Annotated in this window: 35 protein-coding genes and 3 pseudogenes; 11 read left to right on the top strand and 27 right to left on the bottom strand. The window is 41.4% G+C overall.

Features of this window, described 5'->3' with window-relative positions; all coding sequences use genetic code 11:
• The first annotated feature begins 128 nt into the window (after positions 1-128).
• The 4 genes from sspO to Y79_RS0100720 all read left to right on the top strand — a co-directional run bounded on the left by sspO (position 129) and on the right by Y79_RS0100720 (position 1,579).
• Positions 129-275 carry an acid-soluble spore protein SspO gene (gene sspO / locus Y79_RS0100705; RefSeq protein WP_003244839.1) on the top strand — a complete coding sequence of 49 codons (147 nt, stop codon included), beginning with the start codon at positions 129-131 and terminating at the stop codon, positions 273-275.
• Between the two features lie 30 nt (positions 276-305).
• The gene (locus tag Y79_RS0100710) at positions 306-452 is read left to right on the top strand and encodes a small acid-soluble spore protein P (RefSeq protein ID WP_003153984.1); all 147 of its coding nucleotides are present in this window, start codon (positions 306-308) and stop codon (positions 450-452) included.
• 94 nt (positions 453-546) lie between these two features.
• Positions 547-918 carry an Hsp20/alpha crystallin family protein gene (locus Y79_RS0100715; protein WP_016935972.1) on the top strand — a complete coding sequence of 124 codons (372 nt, stop codon included), beginning with the start codon at positions 547-549 and terminating at the stop codon, positions 916-918.
• Between the two features lie 232 nt (positions 919-1,150).
• Entirely contained in the window at positions 1,151-1,579 is a 429-nt protein-coding gene (locus tag Y79_RS0100720; RefSeq protein ID WP_016935973.1) for a DUF2621 domain-containing protein, read from the top strand.
• A 27-nt stretch (positions 1,580-1,606) separates the two neighbouring features.
• Here Y79_RS0100720 and Y79_RS0100725 read toward each other — a convergent pair whose 3' ends face one another.
• From Y79_RS0100725 to Y79_RS0100735, 3 genes are all read right to left on the bottom strand, one after another.
• Positions 1,607-2,098 (bottom strand): CcdC family protein, encoded by a 492-nt coding sequence (locus tag Y79_RS0100725; protein WP_095240656.1) that lies wholly within the window; start codon positions 2,096-2,098, stop codon positions 1,607-1,609.
• A gap of 78 nt (positions 2,099-2,176) precedes the next feature.
• The gene (locus Y79_RS0100730) at positions 2,177-2,539 is read right to left on the bottom strand and encodes a response regulator (RefSeq protein WP_016935975.1); all 363 of its coding nucleotides are present in this window, start codon (positions 2,537-2,539) and stop codon (positions 2,177-2,179) included.
• An 84-nt stretch (positions 2,540-2,623) separates the two neighbouring features.
• Complete coding sequence (locus tag Y79_RS0100735; RefSeq protein WP_016935976.1) at positions 2,624-3,331, bottom strand: cytochrome c biogenesis protein CcdA; 708 nt, start codon at positions 3,329-3,331, stop codon at positions 2,624-2,626.
• Positions 3,332-3,532: 201 nt separating this feature from the next.
• Between Y79_RS0100735 and Y79_RS0100740 the strand changes: the two genes are divergently transcribed.
• A complete protein-coding gene (locus Y79_RS0100740; protein ID WP_012117647.1) occupies positions 3,533-3,706 on the top strand; it encodes an aspartyl-phosphate phosphatase Spo0E family protein in 174 nt (57 codons plus the stop codon).
• Positions 3,707-3,779: 73 nt separating this feature from the next.
• Here the strand turns inward: Y79_RS0100740 and Y79_RS0100745 are convergent, their stop codons facing one another.
• The 6 genes from Y79_RS0100745 to yneA form a co-directional block, all read right to left on the bottom strand.
• Positions 3,780-3,998: a YneF family protein gene (locus tag Y79_RS0100745; RefSeq protein WP_003153994.1), complete on the bottom strand. Its 219-nt coding sequence runs from the start codon at positions 3,996-3,998 to the stop codon at positions 3,780-3,782.
• 85 nt (positions 3,999-4,083) lie between these two features.
• Positions 4,084-4,530, bottom strand: coding sequence for a sporulation inhibitor of replication protein SirA (gene sirA, locus Y79_RS0100750; protein ID WP_016935977.1), 447 nt, complete (start codon positions 4,528-4,530; stop codon positions 4,084-4,086).
• Positions 4,531-4,681: 151 nt separating this feature from the next.
• Positions 4,682-6,685 (bottom strand): transketolase, encoded by a 2,004-nt coding sequence (tkt, locus tag Y79_RS0100755; protein WP_016935978.1) that lies wholly within the window; start codon positions 6,683-6,685, stop codon positions 4,682-4,684.
• Positions 6,686-6,850: 165 nt separating this feature from the next.
• A complete protein-coding gene (locus Y79_RS0100760) occupies positions 6,851-7,084 on the bottom strand; it encodes a DUF896 domain-containing protein (protein ID WP_003153997.1) in 234 nt (77 codons plus the stop codon).
• Positions 7,085-7,152: 68 nt separating this feature from the next.
• Positions 7,153-7,803 (bottom strand): YneB family resolvase-like protein, encoded by a 651-nt coding sequence (locus tag Y79_RS0100765; protein WP_016935979.1) that lies wholly within the window; start codon positions 7,801-7,803, stop codon positions 7,153-7,155.
• Between the two features lie 15 nt (positions 7,804-7,818).
• On the bottom strand, positions 7,819-8,130 hold the full coding sequence (yneA, locus tag Y79_RS0100770) for a cell division suppressor protein YneA (RefSeq protein WP_016935980.1): 312 nt from the start codon (positions 8,128-8,130) through the stop codon (positions 7,819-7,821).
• A 152-nt stretch (positions 8,131-8,282) separates the two neighbouring features.
• On the opposite strand from yneA, the gene lexA reads away from it, so the two are divergent.
• The gene (gene lexA / locus Y79_RS0100775) at positions 8,283-8,903 is read left to right on the top strand and encodes a transcriptional repressor LexA (protein WP_007611720.1); all 621 of its coding nucleotides are present in this window, start codon (positions 8,283-8,285) and stop codon (positions 8,901-8,903) included.
• A 337-nt stretch (positions 8,904-9,240) separates the two neighbouring features.
• On the opposite strand, the gene Y79_RS0100780 is transcribed toward lexA, so the two are convergent.
• A complete protein-coding gene (locus Y79_RS0100780; protein ID WP_016935981.1) occupies positions 9,241-9,669 on the bottom strand; it encodes a hypothetical protein in 429 nt (142 codons plus the stop codon).
• A 156-nt stretch (positions 9,670-9,825) separates the two neighbouring features.
• Between Y79_RS0100780 and Y79_RS0100785 the strand changes: the two genes are divergently transcribed.
• Positions 9,826-10,275, top strand: coding sequence for a YndM family protein (locus Y79_RS0100785; protein WP_016935982.1), 450 nt, complete (start codon positions 9,826-9,828; stop codon positions 10,273-10,275).
• A gap of 26 nt (positions 10,276-10,301) precedes the next feature.
• On the opposite strand, the gene Y79_RS0100790 is transcribed toward Y79_RS0100785, so the two are convergent.
• The 5 genes and pseudogenes from Y79_RS0100790 to Y79_RS1000000121610 all read right to left on the bottom strand — a co-directional run bounded on the left by Y79_RS0100790 (position 10,302) and on the right by Y79_RS1000000121610 (position 13,164).
• Positions 10,302-11,132 (bottom strand): prohibitin family protein, encoded by an 831-nt coding sequence (locus tag Y79_RS0100790; RefSeq protein ID WP_016935983.1) that lies wholly within the window; start codon positions 11,130-11,132, stop codon positions 10,302-10,304.
• Entirely contained in the window at positions 11,119-11,268 is a 150-nt protein-coding gene (locus tag Y79_RS1000000121425; protein ID WP_016935984.1) for a hypothetical protein, read from the bottom strand. Before Y79_RS1000000121425 ends, Y79_RS0100790 begins: the two co-directional genes overlap by 14 nt.
• 106 nt (positions 11,269-11,374) lie before the next feature.
• Positions 11,375-12,199, bottom strand: a complete 825-nt coding sequence (locus tag Y79_RS0100800; protein WP_016935985.1) for a poly-gamma-glutamate hydrolase family protein — start codon at positions 12,197-12,199, stop codon at positions 11,375-11,377.
• A 212-nt stretch (positions 12,200-12,411) separates the two neighbouring features.
• Positions 12,412-12,846 (bottom strand): dUTP diphosphatase, encoded by a 435-nt coding sequence (locus tag Y79_RS0100805; RefSeq protein ID WP_016935986.1) that lies wholly within the window; start codon positions 12,844-12,846, stop codon positions 12,412-12,414.
• Positions 12,847-13,010: 164 nt separating this feature from the next.
• Positions 13,011-13,164, bottom strand: a pseudogene (locus Y79_RS1000000121610) (TM2 domain-containing protein).
• Between the two features lie 273 nt (positions 13,165-13,437).
• On the opposite strand from Y79_RS1000000121610, the gene Y79_RS0100820 reads away from it, so the two are divergent.
• Positions 13,438-15,855 (top strand): peptidase G2 autoproteolytic cleavage domain-containing protein, encoded by a 2,418-nt coding sequence (locus Y79_RS0100820; protein WP_016935989.1) that lies wholly within the window; start codon positions 13,438-13,440, stop codon positions 15,853-15,855.
• Between the two features lie 168 nt (positions 15,856-16,023).
• Positions 16,024-16,194, top strand: coding sequence for a hypothetical protein (locus tag Y79_RS1000000121430; protein ID WP_016935990.1), 171 nt, complete (start codon positions 16,024-16,026; stop codon positions 16,192-16,194).
• A 378-nt stretch (positions 16,195-16,572) separates the two neighbouring features.
• On the opposite strand, the pseudogene Y79_RS1000000120310 reads toward Y79_RS1000000121430, so the two are convergent.
• A pseudogene (locus Y79_RS1000000120310) lies at positions 16,573-17,119 on the bottom strand (GNAT family N-acetyltransferase).
• 142 nt (positions 17,120-17,261) lie between these two features.
• Between Y79_RS1000000120310 and Y79_RS1000000120510 the strand changes: the two are divergent.
• A complete protein-coding gene (locus Y79_RS1000000120510) occupies positions 17,262-17,351 on the top strand; it encodes a YjcZ family sporulation protein (RefSeq protein ID WP_016935991.1) in 90 nt (29 codons plus the stop codon).
• 160 nt (positions 17,352-17,511) lie between these two features.
• Here the strand turns inward: Y79_RS1000000120510 and Y79_RS0100840 are convergent, their stop codons facing one another.
• From Y79_RS0100840 to Y79_RS0100880, 10 genes and pseudogenes are all read right to left on the bottom strand, one after another.
• Positions 17,512-18,132: a lytic polysaccharide monooxygenase auxiliary activity family 9 protein gene (locus tag Y79_RS0100840; protein WP_029575200.1), complete on the bottom strand. Its 621-nt coding sequence runs from the start codon at positions 18,130-18,132 to the stop codon at positions 17,512-17,514.
• A gap of 209 nt (positions 18,133-18,341) precedes the next feature.
• Positions 18,342-19,415, bottom strand: a complete 1,074-nt coding sequence (locus tag Y79_RS0100845) for an LLM class flavin-dependent oxidoreductase (RefSeq protein WP_016935993.1) — start codon at positions 19,413-19,415, stop codon at positions 18,342-18,344.
• A 169-nt stretch (positions 19,416-19,584) separates the two neighbouring features.
• On the bottom strand, positions 19,585-20,232 hold the full coding sequence (locus tag Y79_RS0100850; RefSeq protein WP_016935994.1) for a DUF3885 domain-containing protein: 648 nt from the start codon (positions 20,230-20,232) through the stop codon (positions 19,585-19,587).
• Between the two features lie 283 nt (positions 20,233-20,515).
• Positions 20,516-20,614, bottom strand: a pseudogene (locus Y79_RS1000000121855) (hypothetical protein); the annotation flags it as partial.
• A 191-nt stretch (positions 20,615-20,805) separates the two neighbouring features.
• A complete protein-coding gene (locus tag Y79_RS0100855) occupies positions 20,806-21,348 on the bottom strand; it encodes a GNAT family N-acetyltransferase (protein ID WP_016935995.1) in 543 nt (180 codons plus the stop codon).
• Positions 21,349-21,495: 147 nt separating this feature from the next.
• Positions 21,496-22,257, bottom strand: coding sequence for a GNAT family N-acetyltransferase (locus Y79_RS0100860; RefSeq protein WP_016935996.1), 762 nt, complete (start codon positions 22,255-22,257; stop codon positions 21,496-21,498).
• Positions 22,258-22,305: 48 nt separating this feature from the next.
• Entirely contained in the window at positions 22,306-22,725 is a 420-nt protein-coding gene (locus tag Y79_RS0100865; RefSeq protein ID WP_016935997.1) for a UPF0715 family protein, read from the bottom strand.
• 239 nt (positions 22,726-22,964) lie between these two features.
• Complete coding sequence (locus Y79_RS0100870) at positions 22,965-23,255, bottom strand: YozQ family protein (RefSeq protein WP_016935998.1); 291 nt, start codon at positions 23,253-23,255, stop codon at positions 22,965-22,967.
• 52 nt (positions 23,256-23,307) lie between these two features.
• The gene (locus Y79_RS01000000119900; protein ID WP_016935999.1) at positions 23,308-23,421 is read right to left on the bottom strand and encodes a hypothetical protein; all 114 of its coding nucleotides are present in this window, start codon (positions 23,419-23,421) and stop codon (positions 23,308-23,310) included.
• Between the two features lie 241 nt (positions 23,422-23,662).
• Complete coding sequence (locus Y79_RS0100880; protein WP_016936000.1) at positions 23,663-24,310, bottom strand: gamma carbonic anhydrase family protein; 648 nt, start codon at positions 24,308-24,310, stop codon at positions 23,663-23,665.
• A 256-nt stretch (positions 24,311-24,566) separates the two neighbouring features.
• On the opposite strand from Y79_RS0100880, the gene adhP reads away from it, so the two are divergent.
• Entirely contained in the window at positions 24,567-25,583 is a 1,017-nt protein-coding gene (gene adhP / locus Y79_RS0100885) for an alcohol dehydrogenase AdhP (RefSeq protein ID WP_016936001.1), read from the top strand.
• Between the two features lie 117 nt (positions 25,584-25,700).
• Here the strand turns inward: adhP and Y79_RS0100890 are convergent, their stop codons facing one another.
• A complete protein-coding gene (locus Y79_RS0100890) occupies positions 25,701-26,201 on the bottom strand; it encodes a DinB family protein (protein WP_016936002.1) in 501 nt (166 codons plus the stop codon).
• Between the last annotated feature and the right edge of the window lie 16 nt (positions 26,202-26,217).

The following is a 26,217-nucleotide window of genomic DNA, read 5'->3' on the forward strand; positions in this document are numbered from 1 at the left end:
GTAAATATCAATGTTTTTATTAAATACAATAAGATCGTCTTATCAGAATAATTTCCGGTAAATTTTGTCCTGTTTTATGTCTCATACAACGGGCTGTAAAGAGCCATATTAAAGGTGAGGTGATGATCATGGTAAAACGAAAAGCCAATCATGTGATAAATGGCATGAATGATGCAAAAAGCCAAGGCAAAGGCGCGGGTTATATTGAAAATGACCAGCTTGTCCTGACCGAAGCAGAACGGCAGAACAATAAAAAAAGAAAAACAAACCAATAGCCGTCACCCCTTAAAAAAGGAGGCTTTAACATGACAAATAAAAATACGAGCAAAGATATGCATAAAAATGCTCCGAAGGGCCATAATCCCGGCCAGCCGGAACCGTTAAGCGGAAGCAAAAAAGTGAAAAACCGCAACCATACAAGACAAAAACATAATACAAGCCACGATATGTAAAACAGACCTCGGTGTCTGTTTTTTTGTGCTTTCACCCATTCAAAGCTTCTGCATACGTTATAGCAAGGCTTTTTTAATATGGAGGGATGCTTCCATGAATCATTCAAATCACGCTGAAGAATTTGATGATATCGAAGAATGGCTGCGGCAGTTTTACGAGGACCCGTATGCTTGGTATGACGAGGCGCTTCCGATCGATCTATATGAAACAAGCCGTCAATACATCATTGAAGCTGACCTGACGGCGCTGAAGCCGGTGCAGGCGATGACCGTCACTCTTTCGGGAAATGAGTTCATGCTCTCTGTTAAAACGCTTGAACAGACGTTAAACAAACAAATGATGCTGCCTTTTTATCTGAATGACAAACATATTTTCACTGATTTCACAAACCATATTCTGACCGTCTCCATGAACAAGGAGTCAAATGAAACCCCTGCCTCTTTTTCCTTTCAATTTCCTCTATAACATAAAAAAGCCGTTTTCATCCCTCAATGAAAGCGGCTTTTTTTTCCGGTCATATCAGTCATATACCCTCGAAGTGAATCTCCCATGGCCAAATAGCAGAATCACTATACGATAGAATATGTTCTAGCAACCGGATTGACTGGACATCTATCATTTTTTCTATTCTTTTTTCATGTGTTCTTCTATTCTGTCTTCGTTTACAATATGGTTAAAGTAAGGAGGAGATAAAACAATGCTTGAAGGCTGGTTTATGTGGTTTATTTTATTTTGGGTCATCGTAATGATCGGATTGCTGTCCATCGGCGGGTTCTTTATGTTCCGAAAATTTTTAAAACGCTTACCGAAAGAAGACGGCCGGTCAGAACTGGATTGGCAGGATTATTATATTGAAAAAAGCAGACACCTTTGGGATGAAGGCGACAAGGCGTTTTTGGATGAACTGGTCGCCCCCGTGCCAGAGCTCTTTCGGGATGTAGCCAAAGCTAAAATCGCCGGAAAAATCGGTGAAATCTCTTTACAAGAGGAGGCAGAACAAATAAACCGGGATTTAATCATCAGGGGTTACATACTGGCCACCCCTAAGCGGGATCATCAGTTTTTGAAAAAACATCTCCGCGAAAAACAGATTGACCTTACTCCTTATCAAACCCTGCTCAAATAAAAAACCTTTCCGGCGGACGGAAAGGTTTTAATTCATCTGAATATCAGCGGTCTTCAGTTCATTGGCTAGTTTGCGGTACGACATAAACATCGCGATGCGCCACGGGACAATCATTCCGAAAGCCAGAATCCAAAACATTCCGCTTAAAGCTCCATAATCAATCGTCGTGCTCAAAATGGATTTCATAGCGATTCTGATAACCAGCAAACCAATTAGGATAAACACAAATGCTTTTGACCGTTTTAAATAGATTTCATTATTTTTAATCTCAAATTTAGATGTTTTTATCAGAAAAATAGAGAAGATCACGCCCAGCGTAATGGCCTCCAAAAATTCTTCGCCTGTCACTCTGAAAATCGGAAAAAGAAACATCAGCGCTCCCGTACTCATGAAAATCGGCGGGAGAATTATTTTTTTTGGTGAAGCGGGCTTATCGGAGGATTTAATCCTCACGATCATTACAGAGATTGCCATGGCCGCTGCAATAACGGATGAAATTATAATCATCATCTTTATCATTCCTTTGCTTGCACGGAGTTTGATACTATATACTATACTCCAAAAACATAAAAAAACCAATGTGAAAAGAAAATACGTTTATGTTCCCGTTACCCTGCCTACGGCCTCCAGCACTTTAGACCCTTCAAACGGTTTAACGATAAAATCTTTAGCGCCCAGTTCAATCGCTTCCAGAACGATCCGCTGCTGCCGCATGGCGGTGCACATAATGACATGGGCTTTCGGGTCAAAAGCTAAAATCTCCTGCAGCGCCTGTATTCCGTTTTTAACCGGCATGGTAATATCCATTGTCACCAGATCGGGACGGATTTTTTGATAAACGGCCAGAGCTTCCTCACCGTCAGCCGCTTCGCCGGCCACTGTATAATTCGCCGATTCCAGAATCTCTCTGATTTTCACTCTCATGAACTTGGCGTCATCTACAACTAAAACTCGTGTCATATTCCCCTCCACATATTTAACATTAACTAGTCTTATTGTACCAAAAAAGAAAGGGTATATAATAGTTCAAAAGTTATCGATCTCTTACAGCCCCTTGAACCCTCCGAAAAGATTTGACAGAACGATCAGAATATAACTCATCCAGTTAAAAAACAGCATAATTCCGATGACAATCATAACAATGCCGCCGGTTCTCATGATAAGCAGCTGGTGCTTTCGAATCCAATTCATTCTGGTAATAAAAAATGAAAGAACTAGAAAAGGAATGGCGAATCCTAAAACATATAAAAACATATACGGCACCGCTGAAGAAGGATTTGTACCGGCCAGCGAAAACACGGCGCCTAAAATAGGCCCGCTGCACGGCGACCAGCCGGCTGCAAACGCCAGGCCGATCAGAACAGAGCCGATAAACCCCTCGGGCCGGTGCTTAAAATGAATGCGCCGCTCTTTCATCATGATTTTCGGCTGAAACACACCCGCCGTAATGAGCCCGAAAAGCACCAGCATGATAGCGCCAAACTGGCGGATCGCTTCATGATAACGGGTAAAAAAACTGCCGATGAACGAGGTTCCGTATCCAAGTGCAATAAAAATCACGGAGAAACCAAGCAAAAAACAAAGTGTATGCACGAGCCCCCGTTTTTGCAGCATCACCTTTTCCGTTTTCACCTCGTCCATGCTGACACCGGTTATGTATGACAAAAAAGCGGGGTACAGCGGCAGACAGCAGGGAGAAATGAAAGACAGAAACCCGGCCCCAAACGTCAGAAAGTAATTAAAACTCACCATGACACACTCCTTTCGAGTTATGACAAAATCATTTCATTTTTTTAACACTTTCCTATGAAGGATTACTTTTTATAGAAAAAGCTTATATAATTTAATTTGACATCAAGATATTATACTCCTTCTTATTTGAAAAACAGTATAAATGTGGATATAATAATAGCGATTCAAGTGAAAGATTTATGTATGAAAGGATATATCCCTGTGATTAGAGAGCATCTATTAAATGAAATTGAAAAAAAACGGGCAGAGCTGCTTAAAATCGTCATGACAAACGGAATGACATCAAACATTACGATAGAACTCAGCCAGGAGCTTGACCACCTTCTCATACAATATCAAAAGGAACTGCACACCGGCAGTTGGGGTGAAACATGACGCCAAAATAAAAAACCCTCTCCGGGTTTTTTATTTTTATAACCATGTATCTCTATATCATAATCTTTACGTATTATTTCGCTTGATTATTCATGGCTTTCATCATTTGATTAATTTTCTTTTGAGAAGGTTTCATTCCCATTTGCATCATCATCATGCGTAACATTTGTTCATTAATAGGCGGATTCTTTTTCAAATAGCTCATCATATATTTACGAGCAATAAAAAACCCGAGTGCAACACCTATGAGCAATGCGACAACGCCCACTAGGATGCCAACCCATAAAGTCATTTTATTTCCTCCTTCATGTTGTCTAGTTTAAAGTGTACTAAACCAAAGGCTATTATACAACATTTACATCTCTTTTTGCTCGTTTTTAGACAAAATTTCTTTCTCTGACCGGGTTTAACCACCCATAACGCCTTGTCTTAAAATCCATCGCAAGAAAACAGGGGCTGATTTTACGGAGAATCTCAAAGAAAATCGTTTCCGCCTCATAATCTCCCGAAGCTGCAATCTCAATCAAGCTGTCTTTCATCATGAAGGTGGCGCGGCCCTTTTCTCCGGGCAGTGTAAGCCGATAAATTGAATCTAGACGGCTGTAACTCATTCGGTTTAAATGAAGCTGGAGACGCTGATGCATATGTATCACCGGAATCGGTTCTGTTATATAGTGAACTTGCTTTTTTGTCAGTTGATATTCTTGGGGTGTCAGATTTGTCCAATGATAGTCTCGAAACAATTCAAACATAGCGGTTTCCCGCCCGAAGTAGTGGTTTGCAAACTCATCCTTAATCAGGTGCGTATAGTAATGACGTTCCATTTCCTCATCCCCTTTTACAGCGCTGCGTATTGCTTTCTATTATACAAAAGGAGAAAAGAAAGAATTGTCTATTACTGTTACGGCGCCCCTTCTATTTTTGTCGTATAAACAGGAAAAAGAGGATGATTTGACTCATCCTCTTTTTGTTTCTTTATTTGTTTAGCAGTTTCTTCACGCGGTCAGCCACGTTTTCTGCAGTAAACCCGTATTCTTTCATAATTGTTTCTCCCGGAGCCGAAGCACCGAAACGGTCAATTGCGAGAACGTCTCCTTCAAGACCGGTAAATTTGCCCCAGCCGAAGCTTGATCCCATTTCAATCGCAAGACGTTTCGTCACATTCGGAGGAAGTACGCTGTTTTTGTACTCGGCCGATTGTTTTTCGAAACGGTCCCAGCTCGGCATGCTGACTACAGATACATGAATGTTTTCGTCAGCAAGCTTCGCCTGTGCTTCAATCGCAAGTCCGACTTCAGAACCTGTCGCTAAAAGAAGGGCGTCCGGTGAATCGGTTTTTGCTTTGGAAACGGTATAAGCCCCTTTTTCTACTCCGGCATACGCTTCTTCAGCCTGCTGATCAATTGTCGGCAGGTTTTGGCGTGTCAACACAAGAGCTGTCGGATGATCCTGGCTTTGAACGGCTAGCTTCCACGCAGCTGCGGTTTCATTGCCGTCAGCAGGTCTGATCACAGAAAGATTAGGAAGCGCGCGTAAAGATGCAAGCTGCTCAATCGGTTCGTGAGTCGGTCCGTCTTCTCCTACGGCAATACTGTCATGCGTAAATACATAAGTGACAGGAAGCCCCATTAATGACGCCAGACGAATAGCAGGTCTTAAATAATCTGAGAACACAAAGAATGTGCCGCCGAATACGCGGAGGCCGCCGTGAAGCGCCATTCCGTTTAAAGCAGCGCCCATCGCAAATTCACGGACACCGAACCAGAAGTTTTTCCCGGCGTAGTCTTTGGCCGTGAAGTCCCCTGCGTTTTTGATTGTCGTTTTGTTTGAACCCGCAAGGTCAGCAGATCCCCCGACAAAGAAAGGAATCTTCTTGGCGATGCCGTTCAGCACCTCACCTGAAGATGCGCGGGAAGCAAGGCTGCTGCCTTTTTCATAGACAGGAATTTCCTGATCCCAGTCTTTCGGCAGTTCGCCTTTCATTCCGAGTGACAGCTGTTCAGCGAGCTCAGGATACTTTTCCTTATAAGCCGCGAACTGTTCATTCCATTCCTGTTCTTTTTTCGCGCCGGCTTCTTTTACAGCTTCGTTGAAATGCGCGTATACTTCTTCTGGAACATAAAAATCTTCTTCAAACGTCCAAGCGTACGCTTCTTTAGTCAGCTTGCTCTCTTCTAGTCCCAGCGGAGCGCCGTGAACACCGGATGTGCCCGCGCGGTTTGGAGAACCGAAACCGATTGTCGTTTTCACTTCAATTAATGTCGGTTTTTTATCATTCTGGCGCGCTTTCTCAATTGCAGCCGTCAATTCAGCGATGTTATTTCCGTCCTCAACATAAAGGACTTCCCAGTTCATGGCTTCAAAACGCTGTTTTACATTTTCAGAGAAAGAGCGGTTTAAATCGCCGTCTAAAGAAATATCATTAGAATCGTATAATACGATCAGGCGGCCTAATTCCAGATGGCCTGCAAGAGAAGCGGCTTCAGAAGAAATACCTTCCATCAAATCGCCGTCTCCGCAAATACTATATGTATAATGATCAACTACGTTGAATGAATCCCGGTTATATGTTTCAGCCAAATGGCGTTCTGCAATTGCCATTCCCACTGCCATAGCGATACCCTGTCCCAAAGGCCCGGTTGTTGCGTCGACTCCGGCTGTATGCCCGAACTCCGGATGTCCCGGTGTTTTGCTTCCCCATTGGCGGAACTGTTTCAGATCTTCAATGCTGAGGTCATACCCGCTTAAATGCAGCATGCTGTACAAAAGCATTGAACCGTGTCCTGCTGATAAAACAAAGCGGTCGCGGTTAAACCATCCCGGATTCTGCGGATTTACATTCATAAACTTCGTCCACAGCGTGTAAGCCATCGGAGCAGCTCCCATCGGCATGCCCGGGTGTCCGGAATTAGCTTTTTCAATTGCGTCTATAGATAGTGTACGTATGGTGGCAACTGATTTCTTTTCAATTGTATCCATTATAATCCCCTTCCTTATTGTTGTACCTTTTCATCATAAAGCGATGCTGACTTTTTCTCAACTCTTTCAGCTTAAATTTGAGATAAACTTGTTGAAAATTGTCGCAAATCACAGCCTGATATTAGTATATACAAAAAAGAATACGTATTGCCGTATTCTTTCTGTTTAATGTAGATTATTTTTCTGTTGTTCCCTTTTTAATTTTTCAGGAGTGACATCATTACCCTCCGGATCAATAACTTTTACGCTCTTTAACGTATTTTTCATTGAGGAGCGGAACCCTTTCAAATACTCCTGGCGAAGCTTTTGCTGTTCGGCTTTTTCCTCATCGGTTATCGTGTTTGATTTAGCTTTTTGAGCCAATTCGTTAATTCTTGCGATTTTTTCTTTAGAAATCATAATAAGCTCCTTTGGTGCGTGTTGATTATATACTACTAAAACATAGTCTTTTTTACAACTGAAGCATGTCAGCTGCCTTCACTGTCTGCGATATATTCCTGAAAACGCCGGTGAACCGTGGCTTTGGATACATCATAGCCGAATCCTCTTAAGGTAGCCGCGATTTCTGCAAAGGTAAGCTTGTTGGCTCTCAGCCTGATAATTTCCGAAACAGGGACCTCTTTTTTTTCTTTTCCGCTGTTTTCATGTCTGTTTTTCAGATTCCGTTCAGGTTTATAGCCGTTTTTTACAGCTCTTTTCATTCCCCGCCGAATTTTCATATTGTGAATTTTCCTTTGATATTCCTCAACAATACTGACGATTTCGAGTACCATCGTATCAGCTTCGGAAAGCTCCAGCTCACCTTTATGAGCCGTCGTATATATCTTTACGTTCTCCCTGTAAATACAATGCAAAAGCGCGATCTTGGCGTTTCCTCTTCCCAGTCTTGTTTCATCCTGCACCAATATCGCGTCAATATGTGACTTTTTAATTTCATCAAGCATTTCAAATACTCCGTCGCGGTCCATTTCGTAACCGCTGGCTTTCTCTGAAATGACTTTTACGACTTCCATGCCGTTTGCCGCAGCGATCTCACTGAGCTCCTCTTCCTGTCTTTTTAAAGACGTCTGCTGCTGTTCTTTGTTTGTGCTTACCCGGGCATAAATGAGCGCCTTCATTTCTCTCTTTCCTCTCTAATTGACAATGGCCAGCTGATATACGGCCGGATGCTCCTTCTTAACCGGAAGAATAAGTTCGTCTCCGGGCTTTATATCAGCAGTTTGGAGATGATTATTCTCCGTCACCCACTCAATGAAATCTTCTTTGTTAATATTTTTCTTCTCTGCTACTTGATCCGCAAGTGACCACAGAGTATCTCCGTCCTGAACCTTTATTTTAACATATTGGCTGAGCGCCTGATCATTTCCCGCACATGAAACAAGTAAAATAACGGCACTTAAAATCGCAGTAAACAGTCCGACAAATATGATAGATTCCTTCGCCATTTAAACAACCTCCAGAATGTTTGTTCGCTTTTTATACCTTTCAGTATATACGAACAAATGTTTCTGTCAATCGTTTTTTTCGAACCTATGTTTGTACTGTCAGGAAAATCATGCTATAATCTACTTAAAATCGACGTTTTGAGGTGCGAAATATGACGAAGCTATCAAAAAGGCAGCTTGATATCCTGCGTTTTATTAAAGAAGAGGTAAAAACGAAAGGATATCCGCCTTCTGTAAGAGAGATAGGAGAAGCAGTAGGACTGGCTTCCAGTTCAACCGTGCACGGACATTTGGCGCGGCTGGAGACAAAAGGCCTGATCAGACGGGACCCTACTAAACCGAGAGCGATTGAGGTATTGGATGAAGAAGAAGTCCAAATTCCGAAAAGCCAGGTTGTCAATGTTCCGGTCATCGGAAAAGTGACGGCGGGTATTCCGATTACGGCTGTTGAAAATATCGACGAATATTTTCCGCTTCCTGACCGGATGGTTCCTCCGGGAGAACACGTATTCATGTTAGAAATCATGGGAGAAAGTATGATTGACGCCGGCATTTTTGACAAAGATTACGTCATTGTCAAACAGCAGAACACGGCCAATAACGGGGAAATCGTGGTGGCTATGACCGAAGATGATGAAGCCACGGTCAAGCGCTTCTATAAAGAAGACAATTATGTGCGGCTGCAGCCGGAAAATCCGACGATGGAACCGATTATCCTGCAAAACGTAAGTATTTTAGGGAAAGTGATCGGCGTATTCAGAGCCGTTCATTAATTCTATTAAACTTTATTTATCGTAAAACCCCTCTGAAAGGGGTTTTTCTTTTGCAAAAAAAGAGCAGATTCGCCCTGGCTTAAGAAACGAACCTGCTAAGGAGGAAAAACTTACATCTTTATTATCCGACACCTCACTTTTGAAGTCAACAAATAATGTTTCTCCAAGGAAACTTTTTATCCGTTTTTCAACTTTTGTATTTGTGCGCGCTGATTTTGATATATATTTATCTTTACCTGAGCGGGCGGATTACATTGTATTTGTGAAAATTTAGTACATAGTACAATAAGTTTTGATGAGGTGTAAAAAAACCCGCTGCCTTTGCGGGTATCTATTTTCAATCAAAATGATAATATTCCACGCCGTATAACCCTTTAATATGAACAGGTTCACAGATGTTTGAAGAGCTTTCAATCAGAATCCTGTATTTGTGATACGGATCAATTGATTTTTTGTCCTGAGCACTTAGGTTTAACCAGCTGCCGCTGTAACTTTTAGAACTTAATGTATAAAAGTTTCCGTTCAGCGCCATCCGCTGGAGTTTTACGTTTAAATTGCATGAAGAATTGTTCACAATGGTGAACTTGTATCCTAATAGGTAATCATCAGCTGATACAGCCCCTGGGTTTTCAATAAAAAACTCTTTTACATCTCCCTCCATAATGAAGCTTGTTTTTGATCCGAATTCAGTGGTAGCCGCTTCAGCTGAGTGTACTCCGCAAAAACATAATAAAAAAACAGCAATACATATCCACCATTTTTTCAATTTTGCATCCTCCTTTTTTACATATTTTAACTTGTGAATATGGTGATGTCTATTTACATTTTATTAAAACGCACACTTCATAACCACTATATACCAGTTTAAAAATTTGCTGATTGCCTACAATGAAGACTAAACGAAATAACGAAGGTGGTTCAAATGAAACATGTAATTGCTTTCGCTTCTAAAACGGCGCTCACACTTGCTTTGCTGTACATTGTCCTGGATCTGATGTACCAAGTAACTTTTTTAAACGTTCTGTTTATTACCTTGATCTTAAGTTTGGTCACTTACTTTTTGGGTGATTGCATGATTCTGCCGCGAACAAGCAATTTTACAGCCGTTGCAGCTGATTTCGGAATTTCATTCATTATATTATGGATATTTCTAATGAACATTGGCGGGTTTAATGTCTCCCCTGCAGCGGCAGCGGTTATTTCTGCATTTTGCCTTTCTGTTTTTGAAGCATTTTTCCACCGGTATCTGCAGCAATTTGTGCTGCCTGAAGATTATCAGGGCGAAACAGGGACAGACAGCACACTATTGAGATATCAAACCGAGGCGTCTGAAGAATTAATGCCGGAAAAAGATTCTGAAGAAAAAACATAAAAAGGAGGCATCCGCCTCCTTCCTTTTTATTTTTGCTTCTGATCGTCCAGCGGCAGCTGCAGCAGTGAGTCTGTGCCTGTCGCTTTCGGTGTTTTTCCGTCCCATTTTTCAATCCATTTATATTTGATCATTTCATCAGACATTGATTTTTTTATGATTTGGTTATAATCAGCGATCCCTTCCGCTTCAATTTTTTTCTTTTTCGCTTCTGCTTCAGCTATTTTAATTTCAGTCTGCGTCCGTTCAAGCTCCTGTGAAGACTTCACTCTTGCATCAATGGCTTCCTGTGTGGCTTTATCCGGCTTCGGTACGCCAAGCGTCAGATCATCAATTAAAAATCCAAGGTTCTTCATATCCTCAGCAAACCTTTTTTGAACATCGGCAGCGGCTTCTGCAGATTTTTGCCCGTATGTGTCAATAACCGAGTATTTGCTGATTGATTTTCGCGCCGCGTCCCACAGTCTTGTTTTTAAATATGTATTTTCAATCGTTTCAACGTCCACCGCCCCGAATTTGTTAAACAGATCGACTACTTTATCAGGCTGCACAACATAGTTGTAAGCGATATCCATTTCAATATTTTTACCGTCTGAGGTTGCCACTTTTATATTTTCATTATTTACGGTCTGCATACGCACCGGATATTCCGTTACTTTATTAAACAAACCGACTAAGTGCCAGCCTTGATCCAAAGTTTCGGATTTTACCCCGCCGTTCGGTGAGTATACGACTCCGACATAACCATTCGGTATTTTTTCAATAAATAATGACGCCGTAACGCCCGCAATTAAAAGGGCTGCGCCTATAATCACACCGCCGAGTATTTTTTTTGTGTTTCTCCGCTTATTTTCGCTCATGCTGATCTTCTTCCTCCCATGACTTTTTAAATTTTTTGGCTCCGCTTCCCACTTGTTTAAAGATTGGACTCAGCATCAGCCATAAACCGAATCCGATGATGGCAAGAAGAATGACAGACCCAATCATCACTTTCATTCGCCCACCTCTTTTCTTTCATCCTGTCAGTTATGTATACGATCTTAAGAACTTAAAGTTTCATAAATTTCAAAAGAAAAAGCTCCGCCGGCAAAAAGCGGCGTGCTTATTTATAATTGTCATTGATAAAATCAGAAATCGTTTTTGTGAATTGGAGAAAGGTATCGTTTTGTGTGGACGCTCTGCTTTTAAGCGTAAAAGTATTAAACAGTGATTTTCTAAAACCGGTGCTCATTTCGATTTGAATACTTAATCCGGATGAAGATTGATTGGCAAGATTGTTCGGACTGACACCTGCGTATTTATCATTTATGTCAAGAAGAACGGCAGGATACCCGTTTCGTTTCAGCACACCTGTCAAAAGTTCGGCCCGTTCTCTGTCTGTACCGCCGATTTTTATCTTTTTATCGTCGCTGCCGTAACCGTGCAATGAAATGACATTTGAGTGCTCTTTCACCATTTGAACGGCTTTAGGTTCGTCGAAATGCGAACTGGTCAAATGCAGCTCAGCATTGCCGGCTGATTTTAGCCCTTCAAATAAATACAGGCTCCGGTTTTCGGCAATTTTTCTGGCCAACTCACTGGTCCCCGGCTCTATGCCTCCGCCGTGTATAGCTAATATGAGAACAGAAGGGTCATGTTCTTTCGATGAAATAGAAAAAACGGAGGGGGCCTCATGCAGTTTTAATTCATCGAAACTGCCGTAAGTATCTGAAGCGGCATCAGCCCGTAAAAACGGCAGAAACAAAAACGATAAAATTAAAACTGAAATTCCTTTTTTGGTTATTGATGGCAATTGTATATTTATGTTACAATACAAATGCTTCAGCCTTTGAAGCGAACGGCAGAACAGGGTGACTTTGGACGGTTTCTTCTGCTCTGCCTCTTTGCCAGCAGCTTTACGGTCTTCTCTTCTAACCCTTTTTTTCATAACATCATCCTTTCTTTTGTTTACACTTTTGTCACAATATTATATACGCTGGACAAGACCTCCGTTCATCTTAAAGAATAAAAACATCAGAGCATCTTCTAGATAGACGGAATGCTGAAGAAGGAATATCGGGAAATCATTCATCAATATGCTAGCGCAGCTGGCGCTTCGAAATCAATAAAAAGACTGCTTAACAGCAGTCTTTAATCGTTTTATTTTGTGCCTGTTGATCCCAGACCGCCGCGGTCATTGTTTCCGAGCTTGTCCACTTCGATCAATTCCACTTGAGGCATTTTCTTCATGATTCTGAATTGGCAGATCCGCTCTCCCTTGGAAATATCGGTATCCCGAAGTGCGTATGCCGGGAAAAACCAGAAATCATTGTCACCTTTATAAGATTCATCGATGACACCCATTGAATTTGTCTGAATAATACCGAAATGCTTATATGTACTTGAACGCGGAACGACATGGGCCTCATATCCTTCCGGCAGCTCCATCGCAACTCCGAGCGGGATAAGTTTGAACTCACCTTTTTTGATTGTTATATCCTCTGCAGCCCGCAGATCGATCCAATCGCCCTGTTCAATTTTACTGATTCTCGTTTGTGTATCATCTGAATATTTAATTTTAATTTGTAAAGTCATGTTCGCCGCTCCTTTTGATTCCCTATTTTAGTCGTATTAATGACCAATCCGTGCACCATTATACCATTTTAACTGAGCAGCTGAGGAAAGGATTTAATGCGAAGAAAAGAAAACGCTTAATTGAGAAGAAACCGATAAGCGGGATATCCCACTCAGGCTTTTGATTACTGTTGGTCATAATAATCATTATACTTTTGATCAAATACTTGTTCGCTTCCGCAGAGATAAATAATATATTCAATAAATGCTTATGAATGCCGAAACCCCCTAGAAAAATGCTAATATTGCAGCCGCAATTCTGCTTTCCTTACTTATCATAACGTCCCCCAACAATCTTTTTCCATCGTTTTCACAGGAGAGCTCCACTTATAATACACACTCTATATAAAGGTAAATTTTATACTAGTTTTCAAAAACTTTCTTCGTTTTGATCTTTCACCTGAAATATTGGCGTTTTTTTGAAATTCAATCTGATTTTAAAAGGGATTTCGTTCTCAACAAAGAATTTGATGAATAAGCGCATAAGGCGCGCGGCTTTTTACTGCTCCCCTGCGTCAAGCGCTTATATCAAAAGAAAGAGGTGTCTTTAGAATGGTTCAATTTAAAAACTTTCCTGATCCGTCTTTAAACGCCGCATTGCAGTCTCACCCTTCGCATTCCTCTGAATTGGAACATCTCAAAGCAAGGATGCAAAATTTTATTAAGCATTCCGCAACAGATGATAATCTTGAGATCGCAGATGCCCGAGTGACGGCGGAAGGAATGGTCACCTCACTTTTAAAAGAACGGCTTGATACAGAATACGAAATGCTTATGAATAAAATCACCCGGGAAGTGAATGTAGAGGATTACGGAGCGGTCCCTGACGGCCGGGACAATACGGAAGCCTTTCGGAGAGCGATCGGGAACGGCCGCGTCAAAGTAAATGTTCCCGCAGGAGAATTTTTAGTTCAAGGGATAAAACTTCCGTCGTGGACTACCATCTCCGGTGAGGGACAAGGGATTACCGTAATTAAACTCCATGAGGACACTCCCGCATATGAATGGGTTATAACCAATGATAACTACGAAAATGGAAACCGTAATATTTTTGTCCAGGGCATGACTTTAGACTGGAATCCTGATCGTCAATGCGGAGTCCGAAACCCCGGGGGACAATTTTCCAGCTGTTTAACGTTTGCCAATGTGCAATACGGCTGGGTCAAGAATGTTGAAGCGGTTAACGCAGGTCTGCATGGTATCGATATCACATCCCCGGCTTATGATCATTTGCCTGAAACAGAATGGACGAAAGACGGCTGCCGTTATATATGGATAGATAACTGTGTGGCGTACGGCGCCGGAGACGACGGTATTACCACCCATTACAGCGAATATATTTTCATTTCCAACTGTCATTCAGGGAACCCGCGCGGCACAGAGCATGCCGAGGGCAGCGCAAATTCGAATGGCATTGAAATTGATGACGGCTCTAAACATGTGTGGCTTTTGAATAACTATACGAGCGGAAATATCCGCGGAATTGAAGTAAAGGCGCACAGCCTGTGGCCGGCTTCCCAAAATGTTCATATTATCGGCCATGTTTCGTATCGTGATGTACGTTCGTTTGATATTCGTCATATCGGACACCACCAGGCCTCAGACCCCGAAAGCACGACGGCTTATGATGTTACTTTAACCGACTGCACCGCGATTGAACCGGTCTTCAACGCTCTCTATGACAGCGTGACGCCAAGGGCGCTGGTTATCTCTGCCTATAAAAACGTAAATGTAAACGGATTCACAGCTATTGGCGATCCTTCATATGATTATGGCGGGAATCCTGTCGTAGCCCTTCAATACCGCAGTCAAAATATTACGATCAGCGGCATTAAAATACGCGGTTTTACACAAGCCGGTGTTGACATCAATATATCCGGCGGATCAAATAAAACCGATTATGTTAAAATTTCAAATTTTGATATTTACAAGTCTTCTCCCAAAGGCATCTCAATTGGCGGAGGCCAATATAACGTAAATATTATGAATGGAACGATGATCGGAGATGGCGGTGCTGTCGGAATTACGTCCCCTAACAGCCAGGCTGTCATTCTCGGCGTGCAGGCGGAAGGCTACAGCGCTGCCGCTTCTATAAAAGGACAGACTTACGAGCAGATCCCCGTCAATTTAAAAGGCGGCGCACAGCTTGCGACAAGCTCGGGTTTTGCATTTAACCCGACAAGCGCCGTTATTGCGGGCACAGGCGATATTACGGCAAGAGGTGACAGAAATGCGATCATCAGCTCTTCCGGAGGTTCAAGTTCTGAAGGTTCAAGGGCATTTATCGCTGCTTCAAACAATGTACATGTTACGGGCAGCAAAGTCTCCAGAACCATTCTGTCATCAGAAAGCATTACATTGGAAGAACCGTACACCGTTGCCGGAGGGCATCAGTCCATTAAGTGGAAACTGGACTCAGCGGGCGGCCACGGAACTTTCGCCGGAGCCGTCACCTCTTCCCTGTCAGGGTACGGAGAATATTTTGAAAGTGTAAATGGCCAGACGATTCCCGCCGGGACGATCGTCACAGTGCGGGGAGAAAAAATCGAGCCGGCTCACGTTGGTGATTATATGCTCGGCGTCATTTCAGAAACAGCCGCTTTTATATCAGGAGCCGCAAGCTTCGGATGGCAAAGCCGTTTTTTGACAAACGAGTTCGGCGGTTTCATATATGAAAATGTGACTGACGAAGAAACAGGAGAAACGATACGCGTGCCGAAACAAAACCCAGACTGCAGTCCGGCTCTTGAAGCTGACTATGAAGCGCGCGCGGCCAGAGACGAATGGCATATTGTCGGACTCAGCGGCCGGCACTACGTACGGGTAGACAGTACGGTAAACCCGGGAGATTATATCACGGCCCATAACGGAATCGGTACAAAAGCCGCGGAAGGCTGGAAGGTATTGAAACTGACGGCATTATACAATCCGGAAAAAGGGTACGGCATTGCAATAGCGGTTATCAAATAGTGTTTTCATATCAGGATCATTTCCTTTCCTATCTATCGGGCGGGTATGATCCTGTTTTTTTATACCGGATGAGACGCCTCTTTTGCAGCATATCGTTTCATTTGTCCAAGCCATCTGTTCCTTCTGTCATAGAATACTACCGTCAGATGAAAAAGGAGGGATATGAGTATGGATATGGACATGGATATGAATATGGAAATGGATATGGACGGACATTATGATCACGGTAAAAAGGAAGAAAAGCAGCCTAAACAAAAAAAGAAGAAGAAACAAGACAAAAAGCATCTTGATTATGATTACATCGTTGTCTATAAAAGAAAATGCAAAAAATGTTGCTGACATGACATATCAACGCTTTTTACACCCGGTGAACTCCGGGTGTTTTTGTTAATGTGCATTTCTAAATAAGATTTTGATCGTGATAATCAGCTTATTGAATTCCACAGACCATAATGTGAAAAAACTCGCGGCAGCGCACCGCAAGTTTTTTTATTTTTGCACCGAGATACTGCTCATTTTTCTCCTTTATAATAAATATACTTGAAATAGTCTTCGATCACAGATCCGGTAAAGTCTTTCAAAGTGAGGGGATGTCATGTCAAAATGTTCAAAAATAACTCTGTGGAGCATATTTGTGTTGATTATCTTGTTAGTGATTATTGGAATCGTTTCTTACAATCAAACTCCTTCTGCAGGAGACGCAGCTGAAAGATTGCTTTATAGCGTCTCATCAACGTCCTCATTCAGTATAGAATATACACGTGTATCATGGGGCAGTCCGTTTTGATACATATATCCTCTCAAAATTCCTTCTGATTGAAACCCCGCCTTTATCAATAATTGATGAGACGCTGCATTCTCGATGAAAACAACAGCGCCTATACGAATCAGCCCAAGCTTTTCAAATCCAAAAGAAAGAACATTCTCCAACGCTTCAAAAGCATAGCCATTCCTCCAATAATTCGGATGAATCTCATAACCGACCTCCGCCCGCTTATGCTTGGGCACCCAAGAGTTGAAACCAATAGTTCCGATTATTCCCTTCGCATCTTTTCTCTTAATTCCCCAACGCATTCCCTTTTTATCATGATATTGATCTTTAAACCAGCCAATCATTTTTTCAGCCTGTTCCATTGAATCAAAAGGTTCCAAACCGTAATAGCGTGTTACATTTGCATCCTGAAAAACAAGCAAATATTTGCTTTGCATCTTTCTTTTCAACTTCTCTAAGAATAAGTCTGTCCGTTTCTATTACAGGAAGCATTTACGATCCCCCCTTTAAAAGATGGAAATGTGAGAAGAAAATATATGCAGACGAACTTTTTTTCAAAAATAAACTAGCATCCCTATCAAACTTTGATATTCAGCATAATATGTATTAATCCTCTTAAGGGAGGTGAGATCATATGGGCGGTTATGGTAGCTCCTTTGCGTTAATCGTGGTGCTATTCATTTTATTAATCATCGTCGGTGCTTCTTTCCTCGGCGGTTATTAAGAGTCTCCCTTACCTCCGCATCCATGTCAGCATTACCTCTATGATCGTAAGGCGCCATAATGAATTCATTATGGCGCTTTGCTGTTTCCTCCTTTAACCAACTCTTTCAAACGAAAAAGATCGGCAATGCATGAATGCAGCCGATCAGTCATTTCATAGATTACTGTGTAAGGTTTACGTCAATGACGTTATAGAAGGCATTAGAAGTATCCGCGACATCCCATACCCCTAAAATGATATGATAACCGCTTCGATCAGTCGGCACAAAAATCCTATGAGTCAGATTCGTATCTGCCTTGGAGCCATCGTGGTTTACCGTTCCGATTAATTCGAATTCATCCCTCGACAAAGGTTTATTCGGATTCCAATTTTTCTTGGTGATATAATAGTGCCACTTTGATGTCGCATGGGGTGCGGTATAGTGCCAAGTAAAAGAATTAAAGCCGCCGCGTATATTCTGTTTTACCCAATGATCTGCAGTCTGCTTGTCCATACCGAAATCAATTTGTCCCGATCCTCCGTTTGCAGATGCAATTCTTCCATCCGGCGGACCTGCAGCCGGAAATCCTTTCGGCCCTTCAACAGACTGAGGATTATCAATGACGGAGCCATATTTCTGAGCAGCAGCCGTCCAGCCCATTGTTTGTTTCTCTAATGCTCCCATGTACGCTCTGCTGACGGGATCTTTTATATACCCATGTGCAGATGCATCACTTGAATAGAAAGCGCCTCCAACACCGAGAGTAACAGTTAAAACTGCAGCTTTGACTAAACTCTTCACCTCTACATCATCCTCCCTCTTTTGTAAATAAAAACCTTTCAGTATATACACTTCACGATGGAGGATGAAATGACCTTCCTTTTCTTGATAGGAAAAAGCAATGAGGTTCGCGCTCTTCCCTTTGTTTTTTATAATCATTAAAAAAGCCGGACCGTTTCTGATGTCTAGTCCGCGATGTTCAAAAACCGGCCCGCTCCGCCTGACTCCATTTAATCGCTTGATTTGCCGGTTTCTCTGCGGATCACCGGTGCTACTTCTGATGCTAATCGTTCGATGTTTTCCGCAGCTTTTTTAAACGGCATACCGCCTATATCGATTTGCGCGAGAAACCGCTGATGGCCAAACAGCTCGTATTGGTGCATGATTTTTTCAATGATCTGCTGTGAGCTTCCGACAAATAAGGCTGTTTCTTTACCGGACGCCCGCTCAAAATCTTCCCTCGTTAAAGGTTCATGAATCCCGTGGTATGAATGAACATGAGACCAATAATTAGAATGATACGGGTAAAATTCTTGTATTGCCTGTTCATTCGTTTTTGAAATGAACGTATGCCCGGTTACAGCAACCTTCACATGTTCCGGCGGATGACCGGCTTTAGAAGCTGCTTCTCGGTATTTGTCAACAAGCGGTTTAGATGATTTCGGATCACCGCTCAATACAGCTAATGCCAGACCGGCGCCTGCTCTTCCGGCCCGCTCCGCACTTTCCGGAGTTCCTGAAACACCTAACCACAGCGGAATGCTTCCGTGAAAAGGCTGAGGGGAAATTTCTGCGTCATTCAGCGGCGGCCGGTAACGTCCTTTCCAGGTGACCGATTCTTCCCCCGAATTTAATTTCAAAAAAAGCTCAACGTGTTCTTCAAACAGTTCTTTATAATAACCCACATCATAACCGAAAAGAGGAAACGAGTCTAAAAATGCACCGCGTCCCGCTATGATCTCCGCCCTTCCGTTTGATATCAGATCAAGCGTTGCAAAATCCTCAAATAAACGGACTGGATCTGCGGTGGATAATACAGTCGTAGCACTCGTAAGCTTAATGTTTTCGGTGAGCTGTGAAATCGCTGATAAGATGACCGGCGGCGACGACACTGCATAATCAAGACGATGATGCTCGCCTACGCCGAATACATCAAGCCCTGCGTCGTCAGCCAATTTCGCCAGCTTTATCAATTCCTCTACCCGCTGCTTTGCGCTGACTGTTTTCCCTGTCAGAGGATCGGGGTATAATTCTGCAAATGAATAAATTCCAATTTCCATACCATCATGATGTTCAGCCCTCACGTATCTCTCCTCCTGCACTGTGTAAAAAAACTTTTATGCTGTTATTCTATTCAGCCGTTTTGCAAAATGGAATTCATCCAAATAAATACAGCATCTTAGCACCCAGAAGTTCCGTTACATTCCTCACGTACAAATGCGAAACCGCGCAAGAGAACACACCTCGAAAAAGCTAATTCGAATGCATGCGTTCACTTTCTATCCAATCGTGATATTGGTCATAAAGCGCACGTAATCTTCCGGCATCAAGGGCGATAACTTCACACCCTCTGTCATCATATACAAAGAAAATAATGTCTTTTGCAATATTCACAAAGAAAACATCGGGATAATCAACGGTGCAACCCCCGAATCTTGGCTTCAGAGGAAAATCTTCGTGAGCAGCTGCCTTAAGTAATGGGGTAATACGTAAATCCTTCCGTTTACATAATAAAGAAAACTGCTGCATCTCGTATTCTTCCGCATCATCTTCTTCGAACGGATACGGACAGGTCTCCACCTGAATCCGATATAAATCATCCTTGCACTTCAGAAACGGCTGATAAATTTTTAATTTTCTGGCGTCATCACCTAGAGTTTTGTGCTTATATATGTTTGCAACAAGGAATAAGTCATCGTTTTGTTCAAACAGCTCATTAAAAATTTCGATGATTTGATGATGGACACACTGAAAATACTCAAGATTCAGCTCACCGCTTTCATTAAATTGATACATATTGCCGCCGAGAGAAAAATGAATTCCCACGTCCCATTGATGATAAATGCCGGGCACTAATTTTAAAGTCGGAAACCTTTCCTTCAGATAATCCTTTATTTTCATTCAAAACATTCTCACAATGATCGACCTACTTTTTACTTTTTCGCCCTTGTAATATTATTCCGATTGGAATACAATGAAATAGAACACTGTGAACCCCATTATCAGGGTAGATGCTGGTCACATCCATCCTGATCCTTTTTTCACAAGCTCACCTCCACTGCGGATCCTTCCATTTCCGAAGCTGCTCATTAATTTTTACACATTTCCAGGGTATTACTTTCTTATACATAAGCAGCAGTGGCTCTTTTATGGATTCGGATCAATTTAGAAAATCGAGAAAAAGCTGATTCGAATAACTTCCTGCACCTTCTGTCGCTATACTGCAAAACGCTAAAAACTTTGGATCTTTCGTGATATTGTAAGAGTTATTTAGGCTTTCCATCACATTCACCCTCTCTCGAATTTAACAACTTTACGATAAATGATTTTCACTGCTTTTCCAAACCTGAATCTCATTTGATCGTTACTAAACTAAGCATTTTTCAATTCCGTAATCTATTGGTAATATCGGTAATTTTATTGAAGGATTTAACTTAAACGCAAAAAAACCTGCCCCCGGCAAGGTTTTTTCCGTTAACTATGTTTTTGCTTTAACCATTCTTTCTTTAGCAGGGCGTATTGGAAAGTGTTTTCATATTTAGGTGTTCCATCCTCATATTTTGTAAACGAAATAAATTCAAGAAAATAACCTTCTTTACGCATACCTAATCTTTCACATAATTTTTGCGACTTGTCATTATCATCTTCAACATATGCATAAAGCCTTCTTGCGCCTTTTTGCATAAAGAGATACTCAAAGAAAGCCTTTGCACTTTCACTGGCGTATCCCCTCCCTTCAAATCGAGCATTGAAATTCCAACAAACGGAATATGTATCAGGCTCTTCTTTTAAATAAAATAGTTCCCCGATCAGATCATTACTCTCTTTTAAACAAACAGCAATATAAGAATCATCTCTGCTTCTTTTTTGAACGTTTAAGACAGCTTCTTCTATCGTAGAAATTCTGTCATCAAGAAAGCAGTTCACTCTCGGATGTGCCGAATATTCCAAAAGGCCGTGCGAATCTTCCTCGGTAAAATTTCTTAAAACTAAGCGAGGGGTTTCAATTTTTTGCATTTGTTAGTCTCCTATTTTTGAAATGATTCTTCAACAGGCCTCGCCCGTTTGTTAAAGAACGATCTCAATCTATTTGTACTATGTATGTTATCATTTTTGTCCAAATCAATAATGTGATCCTCATTACCTAGAACATGGAGAAGAACGTTAAGCCATTAAAAGCTTATTGAGTAACTTTTCAAACTTATTCACGCTCATCATTTCATGAGTGAGAAATTCTCCATTATAAAATACGCTTAAAGTTGTCCAGATTGCCGGTGATGTTTGGGCCTTATCTTTTGAGGATAATCGATGAGCCTGAAAATGAAGCCCTTTCTTTTCAGTCAGTTCCTTCAAATCCTCTAACACTCCGACTGCGAATGGACATTGAGCTGTATAAAATATTGTGATCCCCTCATCATTAAAAGAACAACTTTTAACCTGTTTTTTAAATACAGGAGGAGCTGCATGCTCATTCCAGGTCAATGACATTAACTGAAAATAGGGTTTTGCTTCATCTTGCAAAGTAAATCCCATATGCTCGAAGAAATGCTTATCACTTAAATAGGGAAGTTTTTTCTTACCAACTATATGAACAATTCCATCCATACCGCGGGATTTGGCATCTTCCGCACATTTATCTAACAAGTGTTTCGCATGTCCGCTGTTCTTATATCTCCCCGAGACCCAAAGACAATTAATATACATAAAATTAGGAGCGCTTATCGGAACCCACGCTTTTTCTGCAGGTAAATATTCAATAAAAACTTTTGCCCGCTCGTTTAATCGATAAAACACCAAACCATCAGCCATTCGATCTTTAAGCCAGCTTTTCTTTTTTGTTACGGCCTTCTCATATTGTTTCGCACCTAGTGCGCAGCAAATATGATTGTCATCAATATTGTCCTTTTTCAATTCAATGTATTCCATTATGATCTCCCCATTTCAAGATCAGCGTTTAACCCGAAATTGTTAAGCTTATGATTTTTCTATAAAAAACTGCTTTCTCAGAAATATAGAATCCCAAAACCAATAGATTAACGCAGCAGTAATGCTCATCATGTAATAAATGAAATTCTCGAAAACTCTAACATTAATGGACTGACTACCCATGCACCAGAACAAGAACACAGCTAAAAAAGCGACTGCTGTATAAATGAAAAGATGAATCAAACTACACTCTTTCGGCTTCTTTCTTAACCAAAATTGCACAGGAACAGCAAATAAAAAGTAAGTGACGAAAGCGTAAAAAGCACTGATAACTACAGTGACTAAAGCGAATGGTACAAAACCCGAGTATACAAACATATACAATCCAAAAACCAGACCATATGACAAACTTGAAAAAGCCAATGTGAAAACATAACATTTTAAGCTGCTCCGCGCCGCCCCTTCCATTATTTCACCTGCTTTTTTAAAATTCAATTCTCTAATTTTTTATTTTCTTCCTAGTATTTAAATCAGTATATCTTGATCATTTTAAAAGATCTATGTTTTTTGAAATCTTTTTTTCCCATAAAAAAGGTCAAGGAGATACCTTGACTATAATCTTCACCCGGTTCATCATGTTCAAATCCAAAGGCCGGTAAGTATCAATATAACGGAACTGACTTCTGCAAGAAAGTTCCGTTATATGACTATTCCAAATTTTGATCAATCGTTCCTTCAAAATAGTCATCGCTGACCTGTTCATGTGTTTCAGCCAATCCTCTTTCCAGTTGTGTATTTTCCTCATAATCTGATGTGTCAAAATATTTCCCTGCCGTATTTGTTGTGTCTGTTTCTTTATGGTGAGTTTGTGTTTCCGTGTCTGTCTGGTTTGTTTTGGTATCGCTGGCTAAAGATTGCTGCTGAAAATCATAGTCCTTGTCCAAAGAAGAAAATCTTTTGTAATCGTCCGGTCTGTCTGCGCCATGTTGTTCAGCCATGTTATTCACTCCATATTGATCAATTTTGTTTGACGAGTGTAACTAAGTATTTTCATTTGTTTTTGGTTTGAACTTTTTTGGAATCATCTGCTTTAAAAGCGGTTTCGGTCTCATGGTCTTTTTTTAATTGTTCAATGCTTGAATTTTGGATTCCTTTTTTACTCACTGGTTCTCACTCCCTTTCAGATAGAATATAGACTGTTCTTATTGTGTCTATGGGGATCATATTCATACGCTATTCGGTGGATTTTCTTAAAAAGAAGCCTTCAGACAATCGCTTTGAATTAAGGCTTTCAAGGATAACCTTTGCCTATAAATTCTCCTTATCAATCAGCCCATTACACCTAATGACCGCACTTCATAAAAAAAATCCCCTCCTTCTGAGATGGGGATTTATCTGTTTTTCTTCAACTGAATAACGCTTGATAAGAAGCGGGAAATTCTTGATTAACGCGCTGCACTTCCCGTGCAAATTCACGTTCCTCTTCTGTCACTCTTCTCAGTCTGTCAGCTTTTTCTTGTGTGTCTATGTCGGCTCCGGGAGGAACAAACCGATTCGGTGCAATGCGTACACCATTTGTTATGGCAGCGTTGTATGAAATAAATGATCCTTTGCCTACAATCGCATTGAACACGATGGCTTTAAAACCGACGAACGTGTGATTTCCAAGATAACAAGGGCCATGAATAAGGGCATCATGCCCGACACTTACATTGTTTCCGATATAAATGGAATATGCCCTATCTTTGACTGAAACAAATTGTTTTAACAAACCATGTAAAATGACCCCATCTTGAAGGTTTGTATTTGACCCAATATAAAAGGGCGTCCCTTCATCTGCGCGAACAGCAGCATTCGGCCCGACATAAACATTGTCCTTTATTCTCACGTCTCCTATCACACTGGAAAATGGACTGATAAATGATGTTTTATCAATTTTAGGGTATCTCCGAACCGGATTAAATGACGTAACAGGATTAGGGCTGATAAATGGCGCAAAGTTAGCGGGCTGGTGATTATCAAGGTTTTCTTCCGTCAGCTTTCTATCACTCAAAAAAAAAAAAAGACCTCCTTTGAAAACGTACTATTATATATACTATGTAAATTCCGTTCATAGAGAGACGACAAATTCCTATTTAAACACTATTCGGATAACAAATAATTTCTAGTATCTTTATAGCGTGCGCCCTCAATAAATTTTTAGAGATACTTGTCTGCAAAGTTATGTAAGGGTTTTCAAAAGAAGAGTATTGTGCTAAATTGTAAGATAAGTACAAATTTTCTGCAAATATTTGAAAGGGGTGTATGTTGTGAAAGCAGTAGTAGCAACGAAGGACAAAAATATAGCGATCGTACAAAAAGAATTGCGTCCTTTGCGACACGGTGAAGCCAAAGTTAAGATGGAATACTGCGGTGTATGTCATACTGACTTGCATGTTAAAAATGCTGATTTCGGGGATGTGACAGGCGTCACTTTAGGTCATGAGGGAGTAGGCATTGTAACCGAGATTGGTGAAGGCGTAACAAACCTGAAAAAAGGAGACCGCGTCTCCATTGCGTGGATGTTTGAAAGCTGCGGCCGCTGTGAATATTGCTTAACAGGCCGGGAAACCTTGTGCCGGGATGTGAAAAATGCCGGCTATACAGTTGATGGCGCAATGGCTGAAGAAGCAATCGTGGCGGTTGATTATGCAGTGAAAGTGCCTGAACATTTAGATCCGGCAGCCGCAAGCAGCATTACCTGCGCAGGTGTCACAACTTATAAAGCAGTAAAAGTCAGTGAAATTAAACCTGGTCAATGGATCGGTGTATTTGGAGTCGGCGGTTTGGGCAACTTGGCTGTTCAATATGCAAAAAATGTCTTTAACGCTAAAGTGATTGCTTTCGACATTAGCGATGAAAAACTGAACTTTGCTAAGAGCTTAGGTGCTGACGCGGTTGTAAACAGTTTAAACGAAGACCCTGTCAAGAAGGCTAAAGAAGTGACCGGCGATTTAGGTCTGGATGCCGCGGTCATTACTGCTGTCTCAAAAATCCCTTTCAATCAAGCGATTGATGTTGTAAAAGCCGGTGCGCGTGTAGTGGCTGTCGGTTTACCGGTCGACAAGATGGAATTAGATATTCCCCGTCTTGTGTTAGATGGTATTCAAGTAGTAGGTTCATTAGTAGGAACCAGAGAAGACCTGAGGGAAGCTTTTCAATTTGCTGCAGACGGTAAAGTTGTACCTAAAGTGACAAAACGCCCGGTTGAAGACGTGAATGATATATTTGAAGAAATGGAGCAAGGGAAAGTGACCGGCCGTATGGTTATAGATTTTACTTCCTAATGATTAAGGCTGCCGGGAATGATACGGCAGCCATTGAGCTCTATTCTTGCGCAGCGCCCTCACCTTTGTCATTTTAGTTCTGACCAAACGGCCGTTATTCATTTTGCAAGTACTGAACTAACCCTGATACCAATATAATACAAGGTCATTCATTGCTGAAGCGTAACCCTGCTGTCTTAACATAGTTGTTATGCTGCCCCGATGATAAGTGCCATGATTGGCAATATGGAATAAAATTTCTGAGTAAGCAGTTTCTCTGGAACCTAACCAAGGATTATGTAAGTTCATTTTTTGTTCTAAATCTGTTTGGCTATTCATCCATTCTTCAAACTGTGAAGCCAGTTCATTATAAGACGCCGCAAATTCATCTGCAGAATATAAATGAGTCCTTTCTGCATAAGCCGCAGAACCTTCCACTGCTTCCTGCATGTCTATTCCTTTAAGTACTTGCAGCCACATAGCATCCACCGCGCAGATGTGACTGAACGTTTGAGCAATTGTAGGATATGAACTGCGAACCTCTTCATAAAGAACATTACTTGGTAATTCCTTTATTCTTTCTAATAACGCTTTATTCGCCCAAACATGGTAATGATACATATTTTTTGCATGGTTCATTTAACATCTTCTCCTT

Source organism: Bacillus siamensis KCTC 13613, from assembly GCF_000262045.1.
In the GTDB taxonomy this organism is placed as follows: domain Bacteria; phylum Bacillota; class Bacilli; order Bacillales; family Bacillaceae; genus Bacillus; species Bacillus siamensis.